A 16,766-nucleotide genomic window follows, 5' to 3' on the forward strand; every position below is an offset into this window, starting at 1 on the left:
TTGTCAAGTCAGGATCAACAGGCGGCTAGTTTCGAGAGGTCGCGGGCGACGGCTTCGCCATCGTGAGTGCCCCTTCGCCATAGATCCTCGAAGTCCCCGGAAACCACCGAGATGCCTTGCGCTCCACACATTTCCTCCAGTGAGCCGGACTGGAGGTAGCTGAATTTGCCGACGCGCTTGGGGAAGGGAAAGAAATTGCGATTGGACAGAACATGGGTGAGCACGATGCCGCTGGAGCGGGTCCTGGCAAGCCGAAGGACCGTTGAGAGTTGGGCCTCAAGCGTCATGCCTCGGGTTTCGGCGCAATCGGTGATGTTCCCGACAAAGATCTTCTTGGCTCTCGAATTGGCAGAGATTGCCTCCACGACACCGTTGACCAGAAGGTGAGGCAACAAGCTGGAAAACAGGCTTCCCGGGCCGTACAGAATAATATCGGCGGTATGGATGGCTTCGATCGCCGGGCCGTTGCCCTCGACGTTGGCTGATACCGTCGAATCCGACGCTCGCGTCAGCCAGATATCTTCGATCCATGCGGGTGGTTCGGACGGAGTCAGTGTCGTGATCAGGTGCTGCCGGTCGAGGACACGGCCGTCGGAAAGCCGTGCCGACAAATGGACATCGCTGGCGACGGCGATAGGCCAGACATTGCCCTCGATGCCACACATGCCTTTGAAAATGGAGATGGCAGCGTTGATGTCTTTGTCATGAGCAAGATAGGCGCCAGCCAGGATAAAGTTGCCGACGCTGCCGTTTCCAAGATCGAAATCCTCAGGCAAACGGGATCTGAAGACATCGAGGTAGCGCGTGATAGCGTTGCTCAGTGGCGCCGGCTCTGTCTTCAAGAGCGAGTGCCGGCAATCTGCCAAGAAATCGAACTCCGTTCGCAATTGTCGTTTGTCTGCGGCCTCAGACAGCCGGGCGTTACACATCCTGACGACATTGCCGGCGCACTTCTCGCCATGAGCCATCGTCATCAATGCTTGCCGGATATCTCCCACCGGAAGAATGCCCAGCGTTTCCCTGATCGCTCGCGAACTGCCGCCGCTATCCCAGGCCGGTACGATGCGCGTCAGGCGGGCGGGGGTTCGCGACAGCGCCAGATTGATGTTGCGACAACCGCTGCCGCCACCCAGCATGACGATATGAGGTGACTTCAGACGGTCGATATTCAGCGCTGCCAAACCGCTACTCCCTGCAAAATCAAATCGGACCAATTGCACATATTGAAGTGCGTTGTCTTTTAGTCTACGACTTAGATCGATACAACGACTGTCATCGGGCGGTTTCTGCTCAAGGTTGGTTCTTCGCCGGAACGTCATCAGGGAAAGCCATGATACAGGATCTGATGAGAACAAGGGCGATGAGATTTGCTTCACTGGCGGCTCTGCTTGTCGCCGCCGACCATGTCGCATTGGGTGGGCGAACCATGTCTGAGGGCTATGATCTGATCGTTGGGTATAGCGAAGGCCAGTTGGAAATTGCGGGCCTGAAGCTTCAGGCCTACGGTGCCGTCTGGGCAGGGCTGCTCGGCGTCGAGGACGTTGGCAACAAGGCCGCTGAACCACCTGCAGGTTAACGGGAAACTCCGCCGAATTCGAATTTGGGTTTTCGAAAGAAATTGCATCGATCTAATAGACGCGATGCACCCAACGCAGATCTAGGCAGTTCGCAACGTGGAAATGAATTTGTGGCCAGAAGCGCATGATATCGAGCAACAAGATCGTCTTCTTTCACACAGCTCCGGCCCTAGTTCAGGTCTTCGATGAACTGGCGGCCGAACTCGCCCCGGATATGGCGATAAGGCACGCGCTTCGGCCGGACTTGCTGAAGCAGGCAATTGACGCAGGAAGCGCTACTCCCGAGATCATCGCCGCCGCGGTCGAGGCTATGCTCGGAGAAGCCGGGCCGGACATCGATGCGGTCGTTTGCACATGTTCGACGATCGGACAGGCCGCCGATCTGGCGAACATGCAGCGACCAGTATTCAGGATAGACCGACCGATGGCGCGCAAAAGTGTCGAACTGGGCGGGCGCATCCTGGTGCTGGCAACTGTCGGGACGACGATCGTTCCGACTGTCGAGTTGCTGAAGTCCGAAGCGAGCGCCGCACGTCGTGCGCCGCCGATAGACAGCCTGGTTCTCGAACGGGCACGCAGCCTGTTTCTGGATGGCCGCCAGGAAGATTATCTGGACGCGGTCGCGGAAGGCATCTCGGCCGCCGCTCTGGACGCCGACGTCGTCGTTCTCGCCCAGGCATCAATGGCCGCGGCGTTGCCGCGCGCGAAGCATATCGACGTGCCGGTTCTGAGCAGCCCCCGCATTGGTTTCGAGGGCATGTTGCGGGACCTGCCTCGTCGTGCCCGGCGACTTGCTTGAGGGGCTCGACCGAACGCCGATCGAAGAAAGGAAATATGCGTGGGTAATGTCAGTCAGCCAATCGACCTGCGGAGCGACACGGTCACCAAACCAACACGCGATATGCTCGAAGCCATGTCGCGCGCAGATCTTGGCGACGATTTTTTTCGCGATGATCCGACGGTCTTGGCTTTCGAAGAAGAGGCTGCAGACCTTCTTGGGCTCGAGGCAGCGATGCTGGTGATCAGTGGGACGATGGGCAATATCGTTTCGTGCATGGCGCTCTCCTCCAGGGGGGAATCATTCATCGTCGAATCGCGCGCCCACATTCAGATCAATGAAAGTGGCTGGCCGTCGACACTTGCGGGACTGACGCCCCGGCCGATCACCGGTACCAATGGCGCGATTTCGCCGGGGGCTCTTGAGGAGACAATTCAGGATAGCCGGAGCAGGCTTGGTGTGCCATCGCGACTGCTCTGCCTCGAAAACACTCACAACGCTGCCGGCGGCAGGGTCATGGTCCCGTGGCAGATCGCTACGCTGGCCGGCATAGCGCACTCAAATGGTCTGCGGGTCCATCTCGATGGTGCGCGGATATTCAACGCTTCTGTTGCGCTCGGCAGGCCGGTGCGAGACTTTGTCCGGGATGTCGACACAGCGACCTTCTGCCTGTCCAAGGGGTTGAGTTGTCCCCTTGGTGCGGTCGTTGCCGGTGGCGCCGACGTCATCAAGGAAGCACGCCGTTGGCGCCAGGTCGTCGGCGGCGGCATGCGCCAGGCAGGTGTCATTGCTGCGGCCGGGCAGGTGGCTTTGCGGTCGATGGTGGATCGGCTTCAGCAGGACCACGAGAACGCGACCGTTCTTGCCTCGCGCTTGGAGGCCGCCGGCGTCGACATCGATGTGCAAGCGGTCGAGACCAACATCTTGTTCGTCAACCTGCCCGTGCGCGGGTTCGACCCTCTACTCTTTCATGCCGGACTTCTAGAAAAGGGAGTTGTCGTAAATCCGCCCAAAGGCGGACGCGTCCGGCTGGTCGTCCACCGACACGTGTCGAAGTCCGATGCCATGGCTGCGGCAGATCTGTTTGTCGAAGCCTTCCATGCCGCCTGTGGCAGAGACGGTTCGCCTGAACAACACCATGCCGAGCATGGTGTGGCCATCTACTGATGCCGGGAGCGGAAATGTATCCCTGGCCTGGATGCATCGCGGTTGCGCTGATCGGAGCGATGTGGATTGCAGCGCAGACCCCGAGGCCGCGGCAGCCGCCAAGAATCCTCGCCGCGCCGCCGAAGCGTGAGGTCGGATGATGCTACTCGGCGTGATTGCGGATGATTTCACTGGCGCGAGCGATATCGGCAACACGCTTGCCAAAGGGCTCCCCGGACAGGGGGGCTTGCAAACCGCCCAGTTTCTCGGGGTGCCTAGCACGCCCGCGCCGGAACATATCGAAGCCGGTGTCGTTGCCCTGAAAAGCCGATCGATCCCCGCGGGGGAGGCAGTCGCACAGTCCCTGGCGGCGCTGAAATGGCTGCAGGCGCAAGGTTGCCGCCAGTTCATATTCAAGTACTGCTCGACTTTCGATTCCACGCCCGGCGGCAATATCGGGCCAGTCGGCGAGGCGTTGGCTTGCGTCCTGGGAGTGAAGGGCGTGATTGCCTGCCCGGCGTTTCCCACAGTCGGCCGGACCCTCTATCAGGGCCATCTCTTCGTCAGGGATCGGCTGCTCAACGAGTCCGGCCTGCAGAATCATCCGCTCAACCCGATGACGGATCCGGATATTCGCCGTTGGCTTGCGCGCCAGACGGCAGGGCCGGTCGGCCTGGTCGCCTTGGGCACCGTCAAGGCCGGTCACGGTGCTTTGTCCTCCGCGCTGGAAGCAGCCGCACGGGAGGGCCAGACGCTTGTCATCGTCGACGCCGTCGACGACGACGATTTGACAACGATCGCCAGGGCCGCCGCCCCGGCCCCTCTGATCACGGGCGGGTCCGGCATTGCGCAAGGACTGCCGGCAAACTTTATCGCGTCTGGTCTTGCAGCCGGCTCCAGCCACGTCGCGATGAGGGTAGAGGGGCCGGAGGCAATCCTCGCGGGAAGCTGCTCAGGCGCGACACGGCAGCAGATCGAGACCCATGCGCGATCGCATCCGGTGCAGGCAATCGAAGTCGAAAAGGTGATGGAAGGCACGGTGACGCCGGAAAGCCTTGTTGCGTTCATCGAGAGCCATCGCGGCCAAGCACCGCTGGTGTTCTCCGGAGGCACGCCACAGGAGGTGGCGGCATTGCAGCATCGCTTCGGGCGTGAACGGCTGGCCGAAAACCTCGATGCGCTTTTTGCCAGCACCGCCAGAAAGCTGGTGAAACGCGGGATCAAACGGCTCGTGGTGGCCGGCGGGGAGACGTCTGGTGCCGTGGTTTCGGCTCTCGATCTCGGAGCGCTCACCGTCGGCGGCGAAATCGATCCGGGGGTGCCGGCACTCTATTCTCAAGGCGATAGTCCGGTTGCGTTGGCGCTCAAGTCCGGCAATTTCGGTTCGCTCGATTTCTTCGACAAGGCGCTGGCGAAACTGGAGGGCCGATGAATGGACGAGAGCAAGCTGCGGGACGATATTGTCCGGCTGTCGAGGTCACTCTACGACCGCGGCTTCTCGGTAGGCTCGGCGGGCAACATCAGCGCCGCGGTTGACGACGGGCTGCTCATTACTCCCACGAATTCCTGTCTGGGATTCCTGGATCCGGACAAGATCAGCAAGCTCGATCGGAATGGCAATCATGTTTCCGGTGCCCCACCGTCGAAGGAGATCTTCCTCCATCGCGCCTTTTATGAAACGCGGCCGCAGACCGGCGCTGTCGTCCATCTCCATTCGACTTTTGCCACCGCATTGTCGTGCCTGTCGGACACCGATCCGCAAGACTGCATCCCACCAATCACACCTTACGTTGTTATGCGGGTCGGTACCGTGAAGATGGTGCCGTATGTGCGCCCCGGCGATCCAAAAGCTGGCGACCTGATACGCGGGTTGAAAGGTTCATGTGCGGCAGTGCTGCTCGCCAATCACGGGCCTGTTGTGACCGGAAGGGATATCTTTTCCGCCATCTACGCCGCGGAGGAATTGGAAGAAACAGCAAAACTTCTCGTCATTTTGCGAAGGGCGCCTACCAGACGATTGGCCCCAGACCAGATCCAGGAATTGAAGACCGCATTTGGAAGTCATTAAACCAACACGTCGTTTGCGCGGCTCCCGGGAATCCTATCAATCGGCGTCGACTTGGATGTTTTCACTCCTGTTGATGATCACAGCGTGTTTGCCGAGCGCTGCATTGACACTTTCCACTACGCCGTACACGTTTGTGCCGACTCGTGCGTGAAGTGAGGCAAGATTGTCCTACCTTTTGCTGGAGCAGCGTCAGTCACTCATAAAGGAGCGTCTCGGAGCGCGCGGGCGGGTACTTGCAGCCGAGTTGGCACGAGAATTGGAAGTGTCTGAAGACACAATCCGGCGTGATCTGAGGGAAATGGCCGCGGCGGGGCTGTGTCGGCGGGTTTATGGCGGCGCACTGCCGATTTCTCCGGCATCGGCCCCAAACTTGGAGCGCCCAACAAATTTTGCGAACCGGAATGCGATTTTAGGCAAGGTGGCAGCCAGGCTTGTCCCTCCCAGCAGCACGATATTTATCGATGCGGGCTCGACCAACGCTGCTGTGGCTATGGAACTATCGCGCGATAACAACATCACCGTGGTCACGAACTCGATCGTTGTCTTGGGGGCGATCGCCAATCGATCGAACATCGAGGTAATTCTAATCGGCGGGCGCCTTGATCAAAGAAGCGGAGCTGTTCTGGGTGGAAGAGCAATCAAGGACGCCGAGTCTATTCATACCGACATATGCTTTCTTGGTGCGAGCGGCGTCGACGCAGAAGCAGGAATAACGGCCTTCAGTTTTGAGGAAGCAGAAATGGGGCGGTCGGTGGCAAGTGCGAGCCGTTCGATCGTGGTCGCTGCCACTCTCGACAAGTTTGGCACCAGGGCGCCGTTCGCTGTCGTACCGGGTGATGAAGGCTATACGTTGGTCACAGAGCATGGTCTCAGCTCCCAAGAGGCTGCCACTTTCGAACGTCGCGGGATCAATGTGATCAGAGCGCCGGCTATGACGGCGGCCAGCGCAGATTCTCGACCCCGCGGTGACAGGGTCTGAAAAAAGTCAGTAAGAAAACGGACCACTAGGGATGAATTTGGCCCCTCCGAGGGATCGTTTGTGCACCAGGATTATTCGCGCTGTTTCGAGACGAACTCTCCATGCAGATGGCTGCAAGCGAATGTTAGTATCGGTGGTGGTTTTCGATATGCCAGCCATCGGTAGCGGGACGATACGGAACGATACAGTAAGACTTTTGATTTTGGCCCACGCTTGGCGAAATCCCGAGTTACCGAGGCATCCATGCCGAGGACTATATGGCGGATCCGGAAAGCCTATTTGCGTTCAGCCACGATCCAGCCGGCGGCGGTGCCCTCGCGGACCTCGGAAGCCACGCCTTCGTCATTGAAAACGAGACTTTCGGGAGCCCATCGCGTGGGCGCCTGACGCGCCCTTCAAGCGGATTTTGCTAGCGGCTAGCGGTTATCGCCCGAGCTACGACTGATAAGCTCGAGTTGCGAGCGCCGCACCGCGTATCCGAGATCAGCGAGATCGGCTGTCTCGTGCTTGAACATGATGCACCGATAAACCACCTCGACGATTTGGTGCGAGCCGGAGCCAATATTGTAAAGGCCATTTAGCCTTTCTGACGACAGCAGATAAGGCGTCTATGGTGCGTCTGACACCATCTCGATCCGCTCTTCGGTGACCGCGTCGAAAAAGTGAAGCCTGTGGCGCAGCAATGTCAGTTCAAGCTCGTCGCCGGCAGTTGGGCAGACCGTCTGATCTGAAGCGCGCTGTGTGATGGGGCCTATTTTTGTTTCAGTGAACACCAGGCGCTCGTGTCCGAGGTTTTCGGTGACCGCCACCCGTCCTGTGATCGTCGGGCCCTCGGCATGCGCGCCGACAACCACGTGCTCTGGCCGTATGCCGACAATCACCTTGGATGGCAGGGGTCGCTTTACCTTGACGGCAATATCCTGGTCCCCGATGCGTATGGTTGCCTGTCCTGAACTCTCTGCTTCGAAGGTATTCATTTTGGGAGAACCGATGAAGCGCGCAACGAACAGGTTCGTCGGCTTGCTGTAAATCACTTCCGGTGTGTCGTATTGCATCAGATTGTGGGTGCCCTTAACCGCGATCGGGGCAAGCACCGCGATCTTGTCGCCCATGGTCATGGCCTCGACCTGATCGTGCGTGACGTAGATCATCGTTGCTCCCAGCTTCTTGTGCAACTGACGCAATTCCAGCCGGATCGAAGCGCGGAATTCCGCGTCGAGGTTCGACAGCGGCTCGTCGAACAGAAAAACCTTGGGATGGCGAACGATGGCGCGGGCCAGCGCGACGCGTTGGCGCTGGCCACCGGAAAGCCTGCCGGGGCGCTTGTGCAGATGATCCGTCAACCCCACCATCTTGGCCACCTCGCGTACGGCGTGATCGATTTCAGTGGCATCGATTTTCCGGATCTTCATGCCAAAGGAGATATTCTCGAAGACCGTCATATTGGGGTAGAGCGCGTAGTTCTGGAACACCATGGCGACATTGCGATCGGCGGGATTGGCTGCCGACACATTGTTTTCATCGATGAATATGTCCCCGCCCGAATGTGGCTCCAGCCCTGCGATCAGGCGCAGGATGGTGGATTTGCCGCAGCCGGAAGGGCCGACCAGAACCGTGAATTCGCCGTCGGCAATCTCCATTTGCAGGGACTTGACAATGGTCACAGGTCCGTAGGCGATGTCGATATTGCGAAGCGAGACGTTGGCCATTTTCCAATCCTTGTAGAATTCGAGCAAGCCGCCCCGAGCGGCGCCGGTCATTCGTGTGGCCTATTTGACGGCACCGAGACTCAACCCCTGCACGATGCGGCGTTGCGCGAGGATGGCAAAAAGCGCCATGGGCAGTATTACGATGATGGATGCCGCCGACATTGCGCCCCAGTCGATCGAGGCATAGCCACGAAAACCCGCGACGGCCAAGGTGACGGTTTGGGCGCGGTCGAAAGTCAGGGCGAGCGCGATGGTCAACTCGTTCCACATCTTTATCGAATTCAGGATAGCGGTGGCCGCAAGCCCAGGCGCGGCGATGGGCACATAGATTTTCCAGATAATCTGGCTGGTTGAGGCGCCCTCCAGCTGAGCGGCTTCAGCCAGGGAAGAGGGCACATCGGCGAAGAAAGCGCGCGCAAGCCAGATCGTGAATGGCAAGGTGAAAATCTGATAGACGATCGCCAGGCCGATTACCGTGTCATAGAGACCAACGTATTGATAGAACACATACATTGGGATCACGAACAGGAACTCGGGAAGCATGTAGGATATCAGCAGCCAGATCAGAATTGCCCGCTTTGCCGGCACGCGGCGTTTGTTCAGCATGTAGGCGGCGGGTATGCCAACGGCAAAAGCGAGCAGGTTGCCTATCACGCATACGAGCACGCTGTTGAAAAATGCCCCCGAAAATCCGCTGGTGGTCCAGGCGCGCTGGAAATGCTCCCAGACTGGGGAAAAAAACCAGACCGGCGGGATGGCGAAGGCGTCGGTGCGGGTTTTCAGGGCGATCATCGCTATCCAAAGGATTGGGAAGATCGAAATGATCGCGGCCAAAATTGCCGCTGCGTAGCGCCAGACGATGCCGAGGGATGCCGGTCTCACGATGCGTCCTCTTCCGTGGTGTCGAGCCGAAGATAGGCAAGGCAAAGCAGCAGGATGATGAGGGAGAACACAACCGAAAGCGCCGCCGACTCGCCGAAGCGGTGAAACTTGAAGGCGGTCTGGTAAGCCAGCGTCTGCACGACTTCAGTGGCGCGAAGCGGTCCACCGCCGGTGGTGCCGAAGACAATGTCAAAGATCTTGAGCGTGTCCACCGTGCGGAAAATGATGACGGTAATGAGCACGGGCTTGAGCATCGGCAAGGTGATGTGGCGGAAGGTTGCCCACGCGCCGGCGCCCTCAAGCTGCGCGGCTTCAAAGGGCTCGGCAGGCAGGCCCTTGAGCGCGGAGGACAGAATGATGAAGGTAAAAGCTGTCTGCCACCACGTGTCGATCATTATGATGGAGGGCATGGCGGTGGGCACGGTGCCCAGCCATGCAGGGCCGGCGATGCCGATCTGAGCCAGAAAATAGTTTATGATGCCCTGGGTCGGGTCCAGCAACACTTTCCAGACCAGGGACACGGCGATACCAGAAACCATCAGGGGCATCAGAAGAATGGTTCGGATTATTCCGGCGCCTACCGTGAGCCGATTGATGACCAGCGCCAGCCCGAGCCCGAGCAGGGTCTCCACAACAACGGCGGAAACCGAAAAGATCAGCGTGTTGAAGAATGCGCCGCGAAACTGGGGTTTGGTCAGGACGTTGATAAAATTCGTCAGCCCGACGAAATTGCTGGTTTTGCCCCAGTTCCAATCGGTGAAAGACAGATAGATCGAATAGATCACTGGGTAAAACGTGTTGAGCGCCAGCATCAACAATGCCGGCACCAGAAGCCAGTAAGGGTTAAACGCCGTACGCCGCATGGTCGTCTCCAACATCAGAGGCATCTTGGACCGGTGCGGCGGGCGGGGCGGTTCGCCCCACCCGCCGAAGGCGTTATTGGAAAGTGCCAGCCAGCGCTTCTTGCAGTCCATCGGCCGCCTGTTGCGGAGGCGTGCCCGCGACCATCGCGTGGATCGTGTCGACGATCTGCAAGACGACTTCGCTCCAGCCTTCACGGAAGACGGAGGTCGGGCGGGTGTGCTGCATCTGGGTCTGCACCGCCGCCACATAGCCCGGGTTGAGCGCGGCTTTGTAGCCGGCATCCGCCCAGGACGAGAGGCGCGGAGCGCCGCCAGTGTTTTTGCCAAGTTCGGCCGTCATGGCCTTGCCTGTTGCCCATTCCACAAACAGCCAGGCCGCATCCTTCTTCTTCGAGTTCTTCGGGATTGAGATGCCCCACGACCAGTGACCGCTATACCCGATGTCGCCAGCGGACGGGGGAAGGGGCGCATAGCCGACCTTGCCAGCGATCTTGGATGAAGCCGGATCCTCGAAGCCGGGGCCAAAGACCGAAGCGTCGACGAAAAAGGCTGCGTGCCCTTCGGAGAAGAAGCGGCTGGCGTCTTCCCAGCCATACGACAGCACGCTTGGTGGGCCAGCCTTCAGCAGGCTCGCATAGTAGGATAGGCCTTTGGCAATGCGCGGATCGTTGAAGCGCGGTTTGGCCCAGTCGCCATCGAACCAGATATTTTCCGGCAGTGCCGCGGGCTGGTCGCCCCAGGCATCCAGCACGATCCCGGTCATCGTATCAACAAGTTCGGCCGATCGCTTGCCGCGCATCGCGGCGCCGAAATCCTGCCCATTGCCCGCCGCCGTCACTTTGGCGGCGTCGGCCATGAGCTCATCCATGGTTGCCGGCACCTTGCCACCCAGATATTTTGCGACGAGATCCTTGTTGTAGAACAGCGTGTAGGCTTCGAACGAGATCGGGATCGAATAGAGCCGGGCCGCCGGATCGTTCACTGGAAACGTCGCGCCAAGCCGGAACCCGGCCGGGTAATCTTGCAGGTCGTAGGCCGCATCCGTCTTGTTGGCGTCGTTGAGGAATGGGGTTAGTGGCTCGACCGCATCCGCGCCCCACTGTTCGAACAGGGCCGAGTCCATCTGGACCATATACGCATCGGCTAGCGGCTCCGTGGAACGAACCGCAAGGTTCATGCGATCCGTGTAGAGGTCTTCAGCAAAGGCGGAAATGTTGACCTTTATTCCGGTAAGGGCCTCGAACTCGGAAATGTTCTTCCTCAGCGCCACTGTCCAGGGGTGCTCGCTGAGAAGAACGGTGATTTCCGTACCAGATTGCGCTTTCCAATCGACAGCAAAAGCCGGGCCTGCCGAGATAGCCAGTGCGGCGGCGGCGGCGGCGAGAAGTTTCGCATGTCTTTTCATACTCACTTCGGACTCTCCTAAGGCAGCGTTACGTTGACAGCTTGTATTAACATGCTAATATCCTGATGTCGAGTCATGAAAACATGCGAATCGAGGAGCCGGCAAAGTGAGCGAACGAGGGTTCCGTAAGATGGGGGTTCGCAGGACAGGGGGCGCGCCGATGTACGCGCAAGTGTCCGACATTCTGGCGGCCGACATTGAGAGCGGCGCGAGGAGCGACGAAGGTCCGCAACTGCCTTCGGAAAGCGCGCTCGCCAAGGAGTTCAAGGTCTCCCGAGTGACGGTGCGGCAAGCACTGAAGCGGCTCGAAGCGCGGGGGCTAATATATAGCGAGCAGGGCCGCGGGTATTTCAAGACCGCTGCACGCATGGGCGGCGTCTCTGGATTTCACAGCTTCACCCATGAGGTTCGCAAAACGGGCGACACGCCGGGCACGATCGTCCTTGAAAGACAAATCGTGGCGTCCTTGCCCCAGGACATGCAGAACCATCTGAAGATTCAGCATCCGGCCAATGTTTCTCTCGTCTATCTCAAGCGCGTTCGCACGATAAACGGGGTGCCGATTGCGATCGAGGACGTCTACCTGCCGGTCGATATGTATTCCGGCATTGAAGGGTTGAATGTCGGAGAAGGCTCTCTCTACAGCCAGATCGAAGAACGCTGGGGCGTGGTCCCAGCCTGGACCGACGCCCTGTTCGAGCCTGTGGCCGCGACCGAGGAGGAGGCGCAGGTGTTGAAGGTTGCTCCAGGGAGCCCGCTTTTGGCTGTTTGGCGCGTCACGCTGACCGAAAGCGATGACGTGGCCGAGTATGTGAAATCAACCTATCGTGGGGGCGATTTCAAACTGCATGTCAGTCGCTACCGCCTCGCGGACTGAACCCACATGAGCGAGAAGTTCGTCATGGGCGTGGACATTGGCGGAGGAAGCACCAAGCTTGGGCTCGTTTCGCCTGACGGCAAGATCGTTGCACGTCAACGGGTGACCTATGCAAAGGCGGCCAGCGGCGAAAGGATCCTCTCCAACTACGCCAATGCCATCGACGATCTCATGCGCGGCCAAAAGGTCGAGCGGCTCGCCGGGATCGGCGTCGGCTACCCCGGTCACATTCTTCCGGATCATGCCAGTGGTGATGACAGTAATGTCCTGGCACTCGACGGGATGCCGATCGCCGATATCCTCAAGCGCCGCTTTCAGTGTCCGGTCCGGCTCATCAACGATGCAGACGCGGGGGCGATTGCCGAGCATCGCTTCGGAGCCGGTCGTGGTATTGATCGGCTGCTGATGATTACCGTCGGCACCGGCATTGGTCTGGCGTTCCTGGTGGACGGTGTGCCGACAAGCACTGCGAATGGCTGTCTTGGCGACGCCGGCCACGTCATTGTTGTGCGCGATAATGCGGTGCGCTGCCGGAAAGGCTGTCTGGGGTGCCTCGAATCCGTAGCCTCGGGCGAGGCGATCGAGGCGTATGCCCGCCGGGTTCGACCGGGTCACAAAGCTACGAGTGCTACCGCCGCGCTCGTCCGCGACACCTTGGACGGCAATGCTCAGGCCATCGGTATTATATCCGAAGCCGGGCTCTGGATCGGAATGGCCGCGGCCAGTTGGTGCAACATTTTTGCACCCAGGAAGGTTCTGGTTGGCGGCGGCATCAGCGCGGCCGGTGGGATCCTCGTTGATGCGATCCTTGCCGAAACCAAGCGACGCGGCATGCCCTCGAACGTCGAAAACACGAGTTTCGGGATCGCTGAACTCGGCAATGATGCGGGGATCATCGGCGCGGCGGCACAGATGTTCTAACGAACCCTCTTTTCATGAGGCGACCGCGCCTCTGCCCCGAAAATTACAGATGGAGTTGTCATGACTGTCGCAAAAAACTTCCTGGCCGATATCCGCGAGCAACCCGCAGCGATACGCCGCGCCTTGGCAGGTGTAACGGAGGCAAAGGCCGCTCAGATAGAGGCGCTCTCGTCTGCTGTGGCCAGCGGCCGGATACGTCACATCATTTTGACTGGTATGGGGGGATCGCTACACAGTGCCTACGGCAGTTGGCAGCGGCTGGCACGGACAATGGCTGTGCCGGTTTCGCTTTGGGACACCTCCGAACTTATCCAACAAGCGCCGGAGGTGCTGCGTGCCGACACGCTGGTGATCGCGATTTCCCAATCGGGAGAAAGCGTAGAGCTGAAGAAACTGACCGAAAGCGCCAGCCGGCCGTTTTCCGTGATTTCAATCACCAACGGCCCCACCAATTCACTTTCAGCATGGGCCGATTGCGCCATAGCAACCGACGCCGGCAGGGAAGACGCGGTTTCGACCAAGACCTATGTGGCGGGTTTCATCGCGCTCTGCGTTGTCGAGCGTATCCTCCTCGACAGAACTCGGGAAACTGCGGCTGAGATAGAGCTTGTGGCCGATGCAGCGGCGGCCCATCTCGACCGGTTCGAAGGTGGTGCGCATGAAGCTTTCGAATTTCTCGGTCATGACAAACCGCTGAGCTTCATTGCCCGCGGCGCCAGCTATTCCAGCGCAGCCATGGCTGCGTTGATGACGGTGGAGGCCACCAAGCTCGACTCGACCGCGTTGACCGGCGGACAGTTCCGTCACGGTCCGCTTGAACTGGTGCGCGAAGGATTTCGCGCGGTGCTGTTCCTTGGCAGTGGTCCGGAGCGCGAGCTGAACGAACTTACAGCCCAGGATATCGCCCGCTTTGGCGGGCGCTGTCTGGTGATCGCCTCCAATCCTCCGAAGGAGTTGCGAAGGTCGGGGATTGAAATCCTGGAACTGCCGAACGCTCCTTCTGTCTTGTTGCCGGCTTTGGAAATCATCCCGCTGCAGTTCATGATGGTGCCTTTGGCGGTTGCCCGGGGTTTTACGCCCGCAGTTTTCCTTAATGGCACCAAAGTGACAACGGTCGAGTAGTCCGCTCCCAACTTCGCCTCCGACCAAACCGATTGCACGCGAGGACCTCACTTATGAGTGTCAAATCCAATGAATACGAGTATGTCATCGTGGGAGCGGGGTCCGCCGGTTGCGTACTGGCCAATCGCCTGACCGAGGACCCCAACGTATCCGTCTGCCTTCTGGAAGCGGGACCATCGGACCGAAGCCTCTTTATCCAGATGCCAGCCGCGCTGACGTTCCCAATAGAAAGCGACGTCTACAACTGGAAGTTCGAAAGCGAGCCGGAACCCGCCTTGCACGATCGAAGGATCGGCCAGGCGCGCGGCCGCTGTCTTGGGGGCAGTTCGTCGATCAACGGCATGGTCTTCGTCCGTGGCAATCCCAAGGATTATGACCAATGGGTTGGGCTCGGCGTCGAGGGCTGGAGCTTCGCCGACTGCCTGCCTTATTTTATCAAGATGGAGAGTTTTGAGGGTGGGCGCGATCCCAACAGGGGTGGCTCCGGCCCGTTGAGCGTGACCCGCAGCGAGGCCAAACATCCGTTTTACGATGCTTTTTTGCGGGCAGGTGAGCAATATGGGCTCGGCAACGCCGGTGACTACAACAGCGGCAGCCAGGAAGGTGTGCACGTCACCCAAGCAACGATCCGCAAGGGCGTGCGCTGTTCCACCGCCGCGGCCTATCTGCGCCCGGCGATGTCGCGCCCCAACCTGACCGTCAAAACCGGCTGCTTCGTCGAGAAAATCGTTTTTGATGGCACGACGGCCAAGGGCGTCGGTTACAGCCGCAATGGTCAGGCCGAAAAGGCCATGGCAGGGCGTGAGGTGATCCTGTCCGCCGGAACGATAGGATCACCCCACATCCTGATGCTCTCGGGCGTGGGTGAAGCCGATCACCTACACAGTCATGGTATTCCGTTGGTCTCGCACAGCCCAGGTGTCGGACGGAACTTGCAAGATCACGTCGTGGCCTCATTGCGCTTCCGTTCCAACGGTGCCGACGCCATCAACCGCAAGCTCGAAGGTTTCGGACGGATCAAATTGGGTTTGGAATGGCTGCTGTTCAGGTCCGGGCTGGGCGCCACCAGCTTCTTCGAAGTTGGTGCCTTTTTCGATGGTGGCAGCGGCACCGACTATTTTAACCTGCAGCACGAATTTTTGCCTTTTCTGGCCGACTTCCAATCCGGAAAAGTGATGCTTGGAGACGGCTTCCAGTATTTTGTCAGCCAGATGCGCCCGTTCAGCCGCGGCGCGATCCGGCTGAAATCAGCGGACCCAAAAACGTATCCGGCCATCCACTTCAACTATTTCGATGACCGGCGCGATATGGTCGAAATGGTCGACGGTGTTCGCAAGACTCTGGAAATGGCCGGACAGGCTGCCTGGAGCAAGCACAGCGCCGGGCAATTGGACGCGGTTGGCCGCGATTCAACCGATGCCGATATCGAGGCCTTTATCCGAAATGTCGCGAACACAGAACATCATCCAATCGGCACGTGCCGCATGGGCACGGACGGTGACGCGGTAACGGATGCGGTGGGCATGGTGCACGGGACTAAACATCTGCGTATTGTTGACGGCTCGATCTTACCGAAAATCCCCTCCGCCAATGTAAACGCCCCCATCATCATGGCTGCCGAGAAAATATCGGCGGCGATCGTTCACCAAATTGCTTGAGCGATGCGACTTGGCGTTCTTTAATCTCCAAGGTCAATGAATGCCGGTGGCGTGCCGGTATCGACAACACGCTGTTCTACAGGGACGGCACCATGATGCTGCTCGGCGACGCCAAGAAGATGACCGAAGAGATCGCCAAGGCCATGGATCACTGATCCGGACGATCACTCGGCGGACTGGTCTTCATCGCGAACATTTATTCGGATGCCGGAACCCCGCTCGGAGTGCTAACATCCGCACCATAAGTGGCGTCTGCCTACCGTAGACGTTGGAGATGGGCCTTCTACAGCCGGAATGTCCTCTTGGAAATGGTAGCGGAGTATGCCGTGCCTCGTCCGGCAAAGTTTACGCGGAATGGCGGCTTTCGCGCGGATGCCTTCCAAACAGTCTGTCCTCGGCCCAATTGCGGTCATTCTGGTACATGGCCCCGAAGGGCCGCGTATGTTCGCAAAGGAGGCATTGGGGTTAGCTAACGTCGACTTTATAGCGTCACGGAACCATGCGGAACTATACGGGAAGATTTCAGATTCTGGCCCACGAAAAAGCCAATAAAATCAACGATTTTAATACGTCCTCCGGGCCTGCCCAATCTCAGTACCGGACGAGGAGGACGTTTGACACAGCGCGGCGGAAGGAAGCAGGATAGCTGATAGAGTGTCAGTAGCTAATCAAGTTGTCCGGTTTTGGTAGCACATGATCTGTCCGCTTCTGTTTTGCGTCGAAGCGGTTCACGCGACTTGCCTGATGGGGCAGGTGTCTTGGATTGCGGCGCCGTCAGGCA

The 16,766-nt window shown here is 59.1% G+C and carries 16 protein-coding genes and 1 pseudogene; 12 read left to right on the forward strand and 5 right to left on the reverse strand.

Annotation, left to right across the window (positions count from 1 at the left end):
* Nucleotides 1-14: 14 nt before the first annotated feature.
* On the reverse strand, nucleotides 15-1,181 hold the full coding sequence (locus H0241_RS31365) for a gluconeogenesis factor YvcK family protein (protein ID WP_235984577.1): 1,167 nt from the start codon (nucleotides 1,179-1,181) through the stop codon (nucleotides 15-17).
* Nucleotides 1,182-1,330: 149 nt separating this feature from the next.
* Between H0241_RS31365 and H0241_RS31370 the strand changes: the two genes are divergently transcribed.
* The 7 genes and pseudogenes from H0241_RS31370 to H0241_RS36285 all read left to right on the forward strand — a co-directional run.
* Nucleotides 1,331-1,576 (forward strand): hypothetical protein, encoded by a 246-nt coding sequence (locus H0241_RS31370; protein ID WP_181061635.1) that lies wholly within the window; start codon nucleotides 1,331-1,333, stop codon nucleotides 1,574-1,576.
* A 125-nt stretch (nucleotides 1,577-1,701) separates the two neighbouring features.
* Complete coding sequence (locus H0241_RS31375; protein WP_181061636.1) at nucleotides 1,702-2,376, forward strand: aspartate/glutamate racemase family protein; 675 nt, start codon at nucleotides 1,702-1,704, stop codon at nucleotides 2,374-2,376.
* A 39-nt stretch (nucleotides 2,377-2,415) separates the two neighbouring features.
* Complete coding sequence (locus tag H0241_RS31380) at nucleotides 2,416-3,522, forward strand: threonine aldolase family protein (protein ID WP_181061637.1); 1,107 nt, start codon at nucleotides 2,416-2,418, stop codon at nucleotides 3,520-3,522.
* A 139-nt stretch (nucleotides 3,523-3,661) separates the two neighbouring features.
* The gene (gene otnK, locus H0241_RS31385) at nucleotides 3,662-4,933 is read left to right on the forward strand and encodes a 3-oxo-tetronate kinase (protein ID WP_181061653.1); all 1,272 of its coding nucleotides are present in this window, start codon (nucleotides 3,662-3,664) and stop codon (nucleotides 4,931-4,933) included.
* Nucleotides 4,934-5,569, forward strand: coding sequence for a 3-oxo-tetronate 4-phosphate decarboxylase (gene otnC, locus H0241_RS31390; RefSeq protein WP_181061638.1), 636 nt, complete (start codon nucleotides 4,934-4,936; stop codon nucleotides 5,567-5,569).
* Nucleotides 5,570-5,732: 163 nt separating this feature from the next.
* Entirely contained in the window at nucleotides 5,733-6,548 is an 816-nt protein-coding gene (locus H0241_RS31395) for a DeoR/GlpR family DNA-binding transcription regulator (RefSeq protein ID WP_181061639.1), read from the forward strand.
* A 212-nt stretch (nucleotides 6,549-6,760) separates the two neighbouring features.
* A pseudogene (locus H0241_RS36285) lies at nucleotides 6,761-6,883 on the forward strand (gfo/Idh/MocA family oxidoreductase); the annotation flags it as partial.
* Between the two features lie 273 nt (nucleotides 6,884-7,156).
* Here H0241_RS36285 and H0241_RS31400 read toward each other — a convergent pair.
* The 4 genes from H0241_RS31400 to H0241_RS31415 are packed head-to-tail and all read right to left on the reverse strand — an operon-like array spanning nucleotide 7,157 to nucleotide 11,407.
* Nucleotides 7,157-8,308 (reverse strand): ABC transporter ATP-binding protein, encoded by a 1,152-nt coding sequence (locus tag H0241_RS31400; protein WP_210285146.1) that lies wholly within the window; start codon nucleotides 8,306-8,308, stop codon nucleotides 7,157-7,159.
* A gap of 9 nt (nucleotides 8,309-8,317) precedes the next feature.
* Nucleotides 8,318-9,139 carry a carbohydrate ABC transporter permease gene (locus tag H0241_RS31405; RefSeq protein WP_181061640.1) on the reverse strand — a complete coding sequence of 274 codons (822 nt, stop codon included), beginning with the start codon at nucleotides 9,137-9,139 and terminating at the stop codon, nucleotides 8,318-8,320.
* Nucleotides 9,136-10,113 (reverse strand): carbohydrate ABC transporter permease, encoded by a 978-nt coding sequence (locus tag H0241_RS31410; RefSeq protein ID WP_181061641.1) that lies wholly within the window; start codon nucleotides 10,111-10,113, stop codon nucleotides 9,136-9,138. The genes H0241_RS31405 and H0241_RS31410 overlap by 4 nt, the downstream gene beginning before the upstream one ends.
* Nucleotides 10,076-11,407 (reverse strand): ABC transporter substrate-binding protein, encoded by a 1,332-nt coding sequence (locus tag H0241_RS31415; RefSeq protein ID WP_235984582.1) that lies wholly within the window; start codon nucleotides 11,405-11,407, stop codon nucleotides 10,076-10,078. The genes H0241_RS31410 and H0241_RS31415 overlap by 38 nt, the downstream gene beginning before the upstream one ends.
* 160 nt (nucleotides 11,408-11,567) lie before the next feature.
* On the opposite strand from H0241_RS31415, the gene H0241_RS31420 reads away from it, so the two are divergent.
* The 5 genes from H0241_RS31420 to H0241_RS35900 are packed head-to-tail and all read left to right on the forward strand — an operon-like array spanning nucleotide 11,568 to nucleotide 16,140.
* Nucleotides 11,568-12,284 carry a GntR family transcriptional regulator gene (locus H0241_RS31420; protein WP_181061643.1) on the forward strand — a complete coding sequence of 239 codons (717 nt, stop codon included), beginning with the start codon at nucleotides 11,568-11,570 and terminating at the stop codon, nucleotides 12,282-12,284.
* A 6-nt stretch (nucleotides 12,285-12,290) separates the two neighbouring features.
* Entirely contained in the window at nucleotides 12,291-13,205 is a 915-nt protein-coding gene (locus H0241_RS31425) for an ROK family protein (protein WP_181061644.1), read from the forward strand.
* A 60-nt stretch (nucleotides 13,206-13,265) separates the two neighbouring features.
* On the forward strand, nucleotides 13,266-14,327 hold the full coding sequence (locus H0241_RS31430; protein WP_181061645.1) for an SIS domain-containing protein: 1,062 nt from the start codon (nucleotides 13,266-13,268) through the stop codon (nucleotides 14,325-14,327).
* A gap of 53 nt (nucleotides 14,328-14,380) precedes the next feature.
* Nucleotides 14,381-15,985 carry a GMC family oxidoreductase gene (locus H0241_RS31435; protein ID WP_181061646.1) on the forward strand — a complete coding sequence of 535 codons (1,605 nt, stop codon included), beginning with the start codon at nucleotides 14,381-14,383 and terminating at the stop codon, nucleotides 15,983-15,985.
* Nucleotides 15,982-16,140 carry a hypothetical protein gene (locus H0241_RS35900; protein WP_235984583.1) on the forward strand — a complete coding sequence of 53 codons (159 nt, stop codon included), beginning with the start codon at nucleotides 15,982-15,984 and terminating at the stop codon, nucleotides 16,138-16,140. Before H0241_RS31435 ends, H0241_RS35900 begins: the two co-directional genes overlap by 4 nt.
* The last annotated feature ends 626 nt before the right edge of the window (nucleotides 16,141-16,766 follow it).

This window comes from Mesorhizobium neociceri (assembly GCF_013520985.1).
GTDB lineage: Bacteria > Pseudomonadota > Alphaproteobacteria > Rhizobiales > Rhizobiaceae > Mesorhizobium > Mesorhizobium neociceri.

Excerpts from the sequence above, each read along its gene's own strand:
- H0241_RS31400 (WP_210285146.1), bottom strand. The coding sequence starts at position 8,308 with ATGACCGGCGCCGCTCGGGGCGGCTTGCTCGAATTCTACAAGGATTGG.
- otnC (WP_181061638.1), top strand. The coding sequence starts at position 4,934 with ATGGACGAGAGCAAGCTGCGGGACGATATTGTCCGGCTGTCGAGGTCA.
- H0241_RS31375 (WP_181061636.1), top strand. The coding sequence starts at position 1,702 with ATGATATCGAGCAACAAGATCGTCTTCTTTCACACAGCTCCGGCCCTA.
- H0241_RS31410 (WP_181061641.1), bottom strand. The coding sequence starts at position 10,113 with ATGGACTGCAAGAAGCGCTGGCTGGCACTTTCCAATAACGCCTTCGGC.
- otnK (WP_181061653.1), top strand. The coding sequence starts at position 3,662 with ATGCTACTCGGCGTGATTGCGGATGATTTCACTGGCGCGAGCGATATC.
- H0241_RS31430 (WP_181061645.1), top strand. The coding sequence starts at position 13,266 with ATGACTGTCGCAAAAAACTTCCTGGCCGATATCCGCGAGCAACCCGCA.
- H0241_RS31435 (WP_181061646.1), top strand. The coding sequence starts at position 14,381 with ATGAGTGTCAAATCCAATGAATACGAGTATGTCATCGTGGGAGCGGGG.
- H0241_RS31420 (WP_181061643.1), top strand. The coding sequence starts at position 11,568 with ATGTACGCGCAAGTGTCCGACATTCTGGCGGCCGACATTGAGAGCGGC.
- H0241_RS31425 (WP_181061644.1), top strand. The coding sequence starts at position 12,291 with ATGAGCGAGAAGTTCGTCATGGGCGTGGACATTGGCGGAGGAAGCACC.
- H0241_RS31415 (WP_235984582.1), bottom strand. The coding sequence starts at position 11,407 with ATGAAAAGACATGCGAAACTTCTCGCCGCCGCCGCCGCCGCACTGGCT.
- H0241_RS31370 (WP_181061635.1), top strand. The coding sequence starts at position 1,331 with ATGATACAGGATCTGATGAGAACAAGGGCGATGAGATTTGCTTCACTG.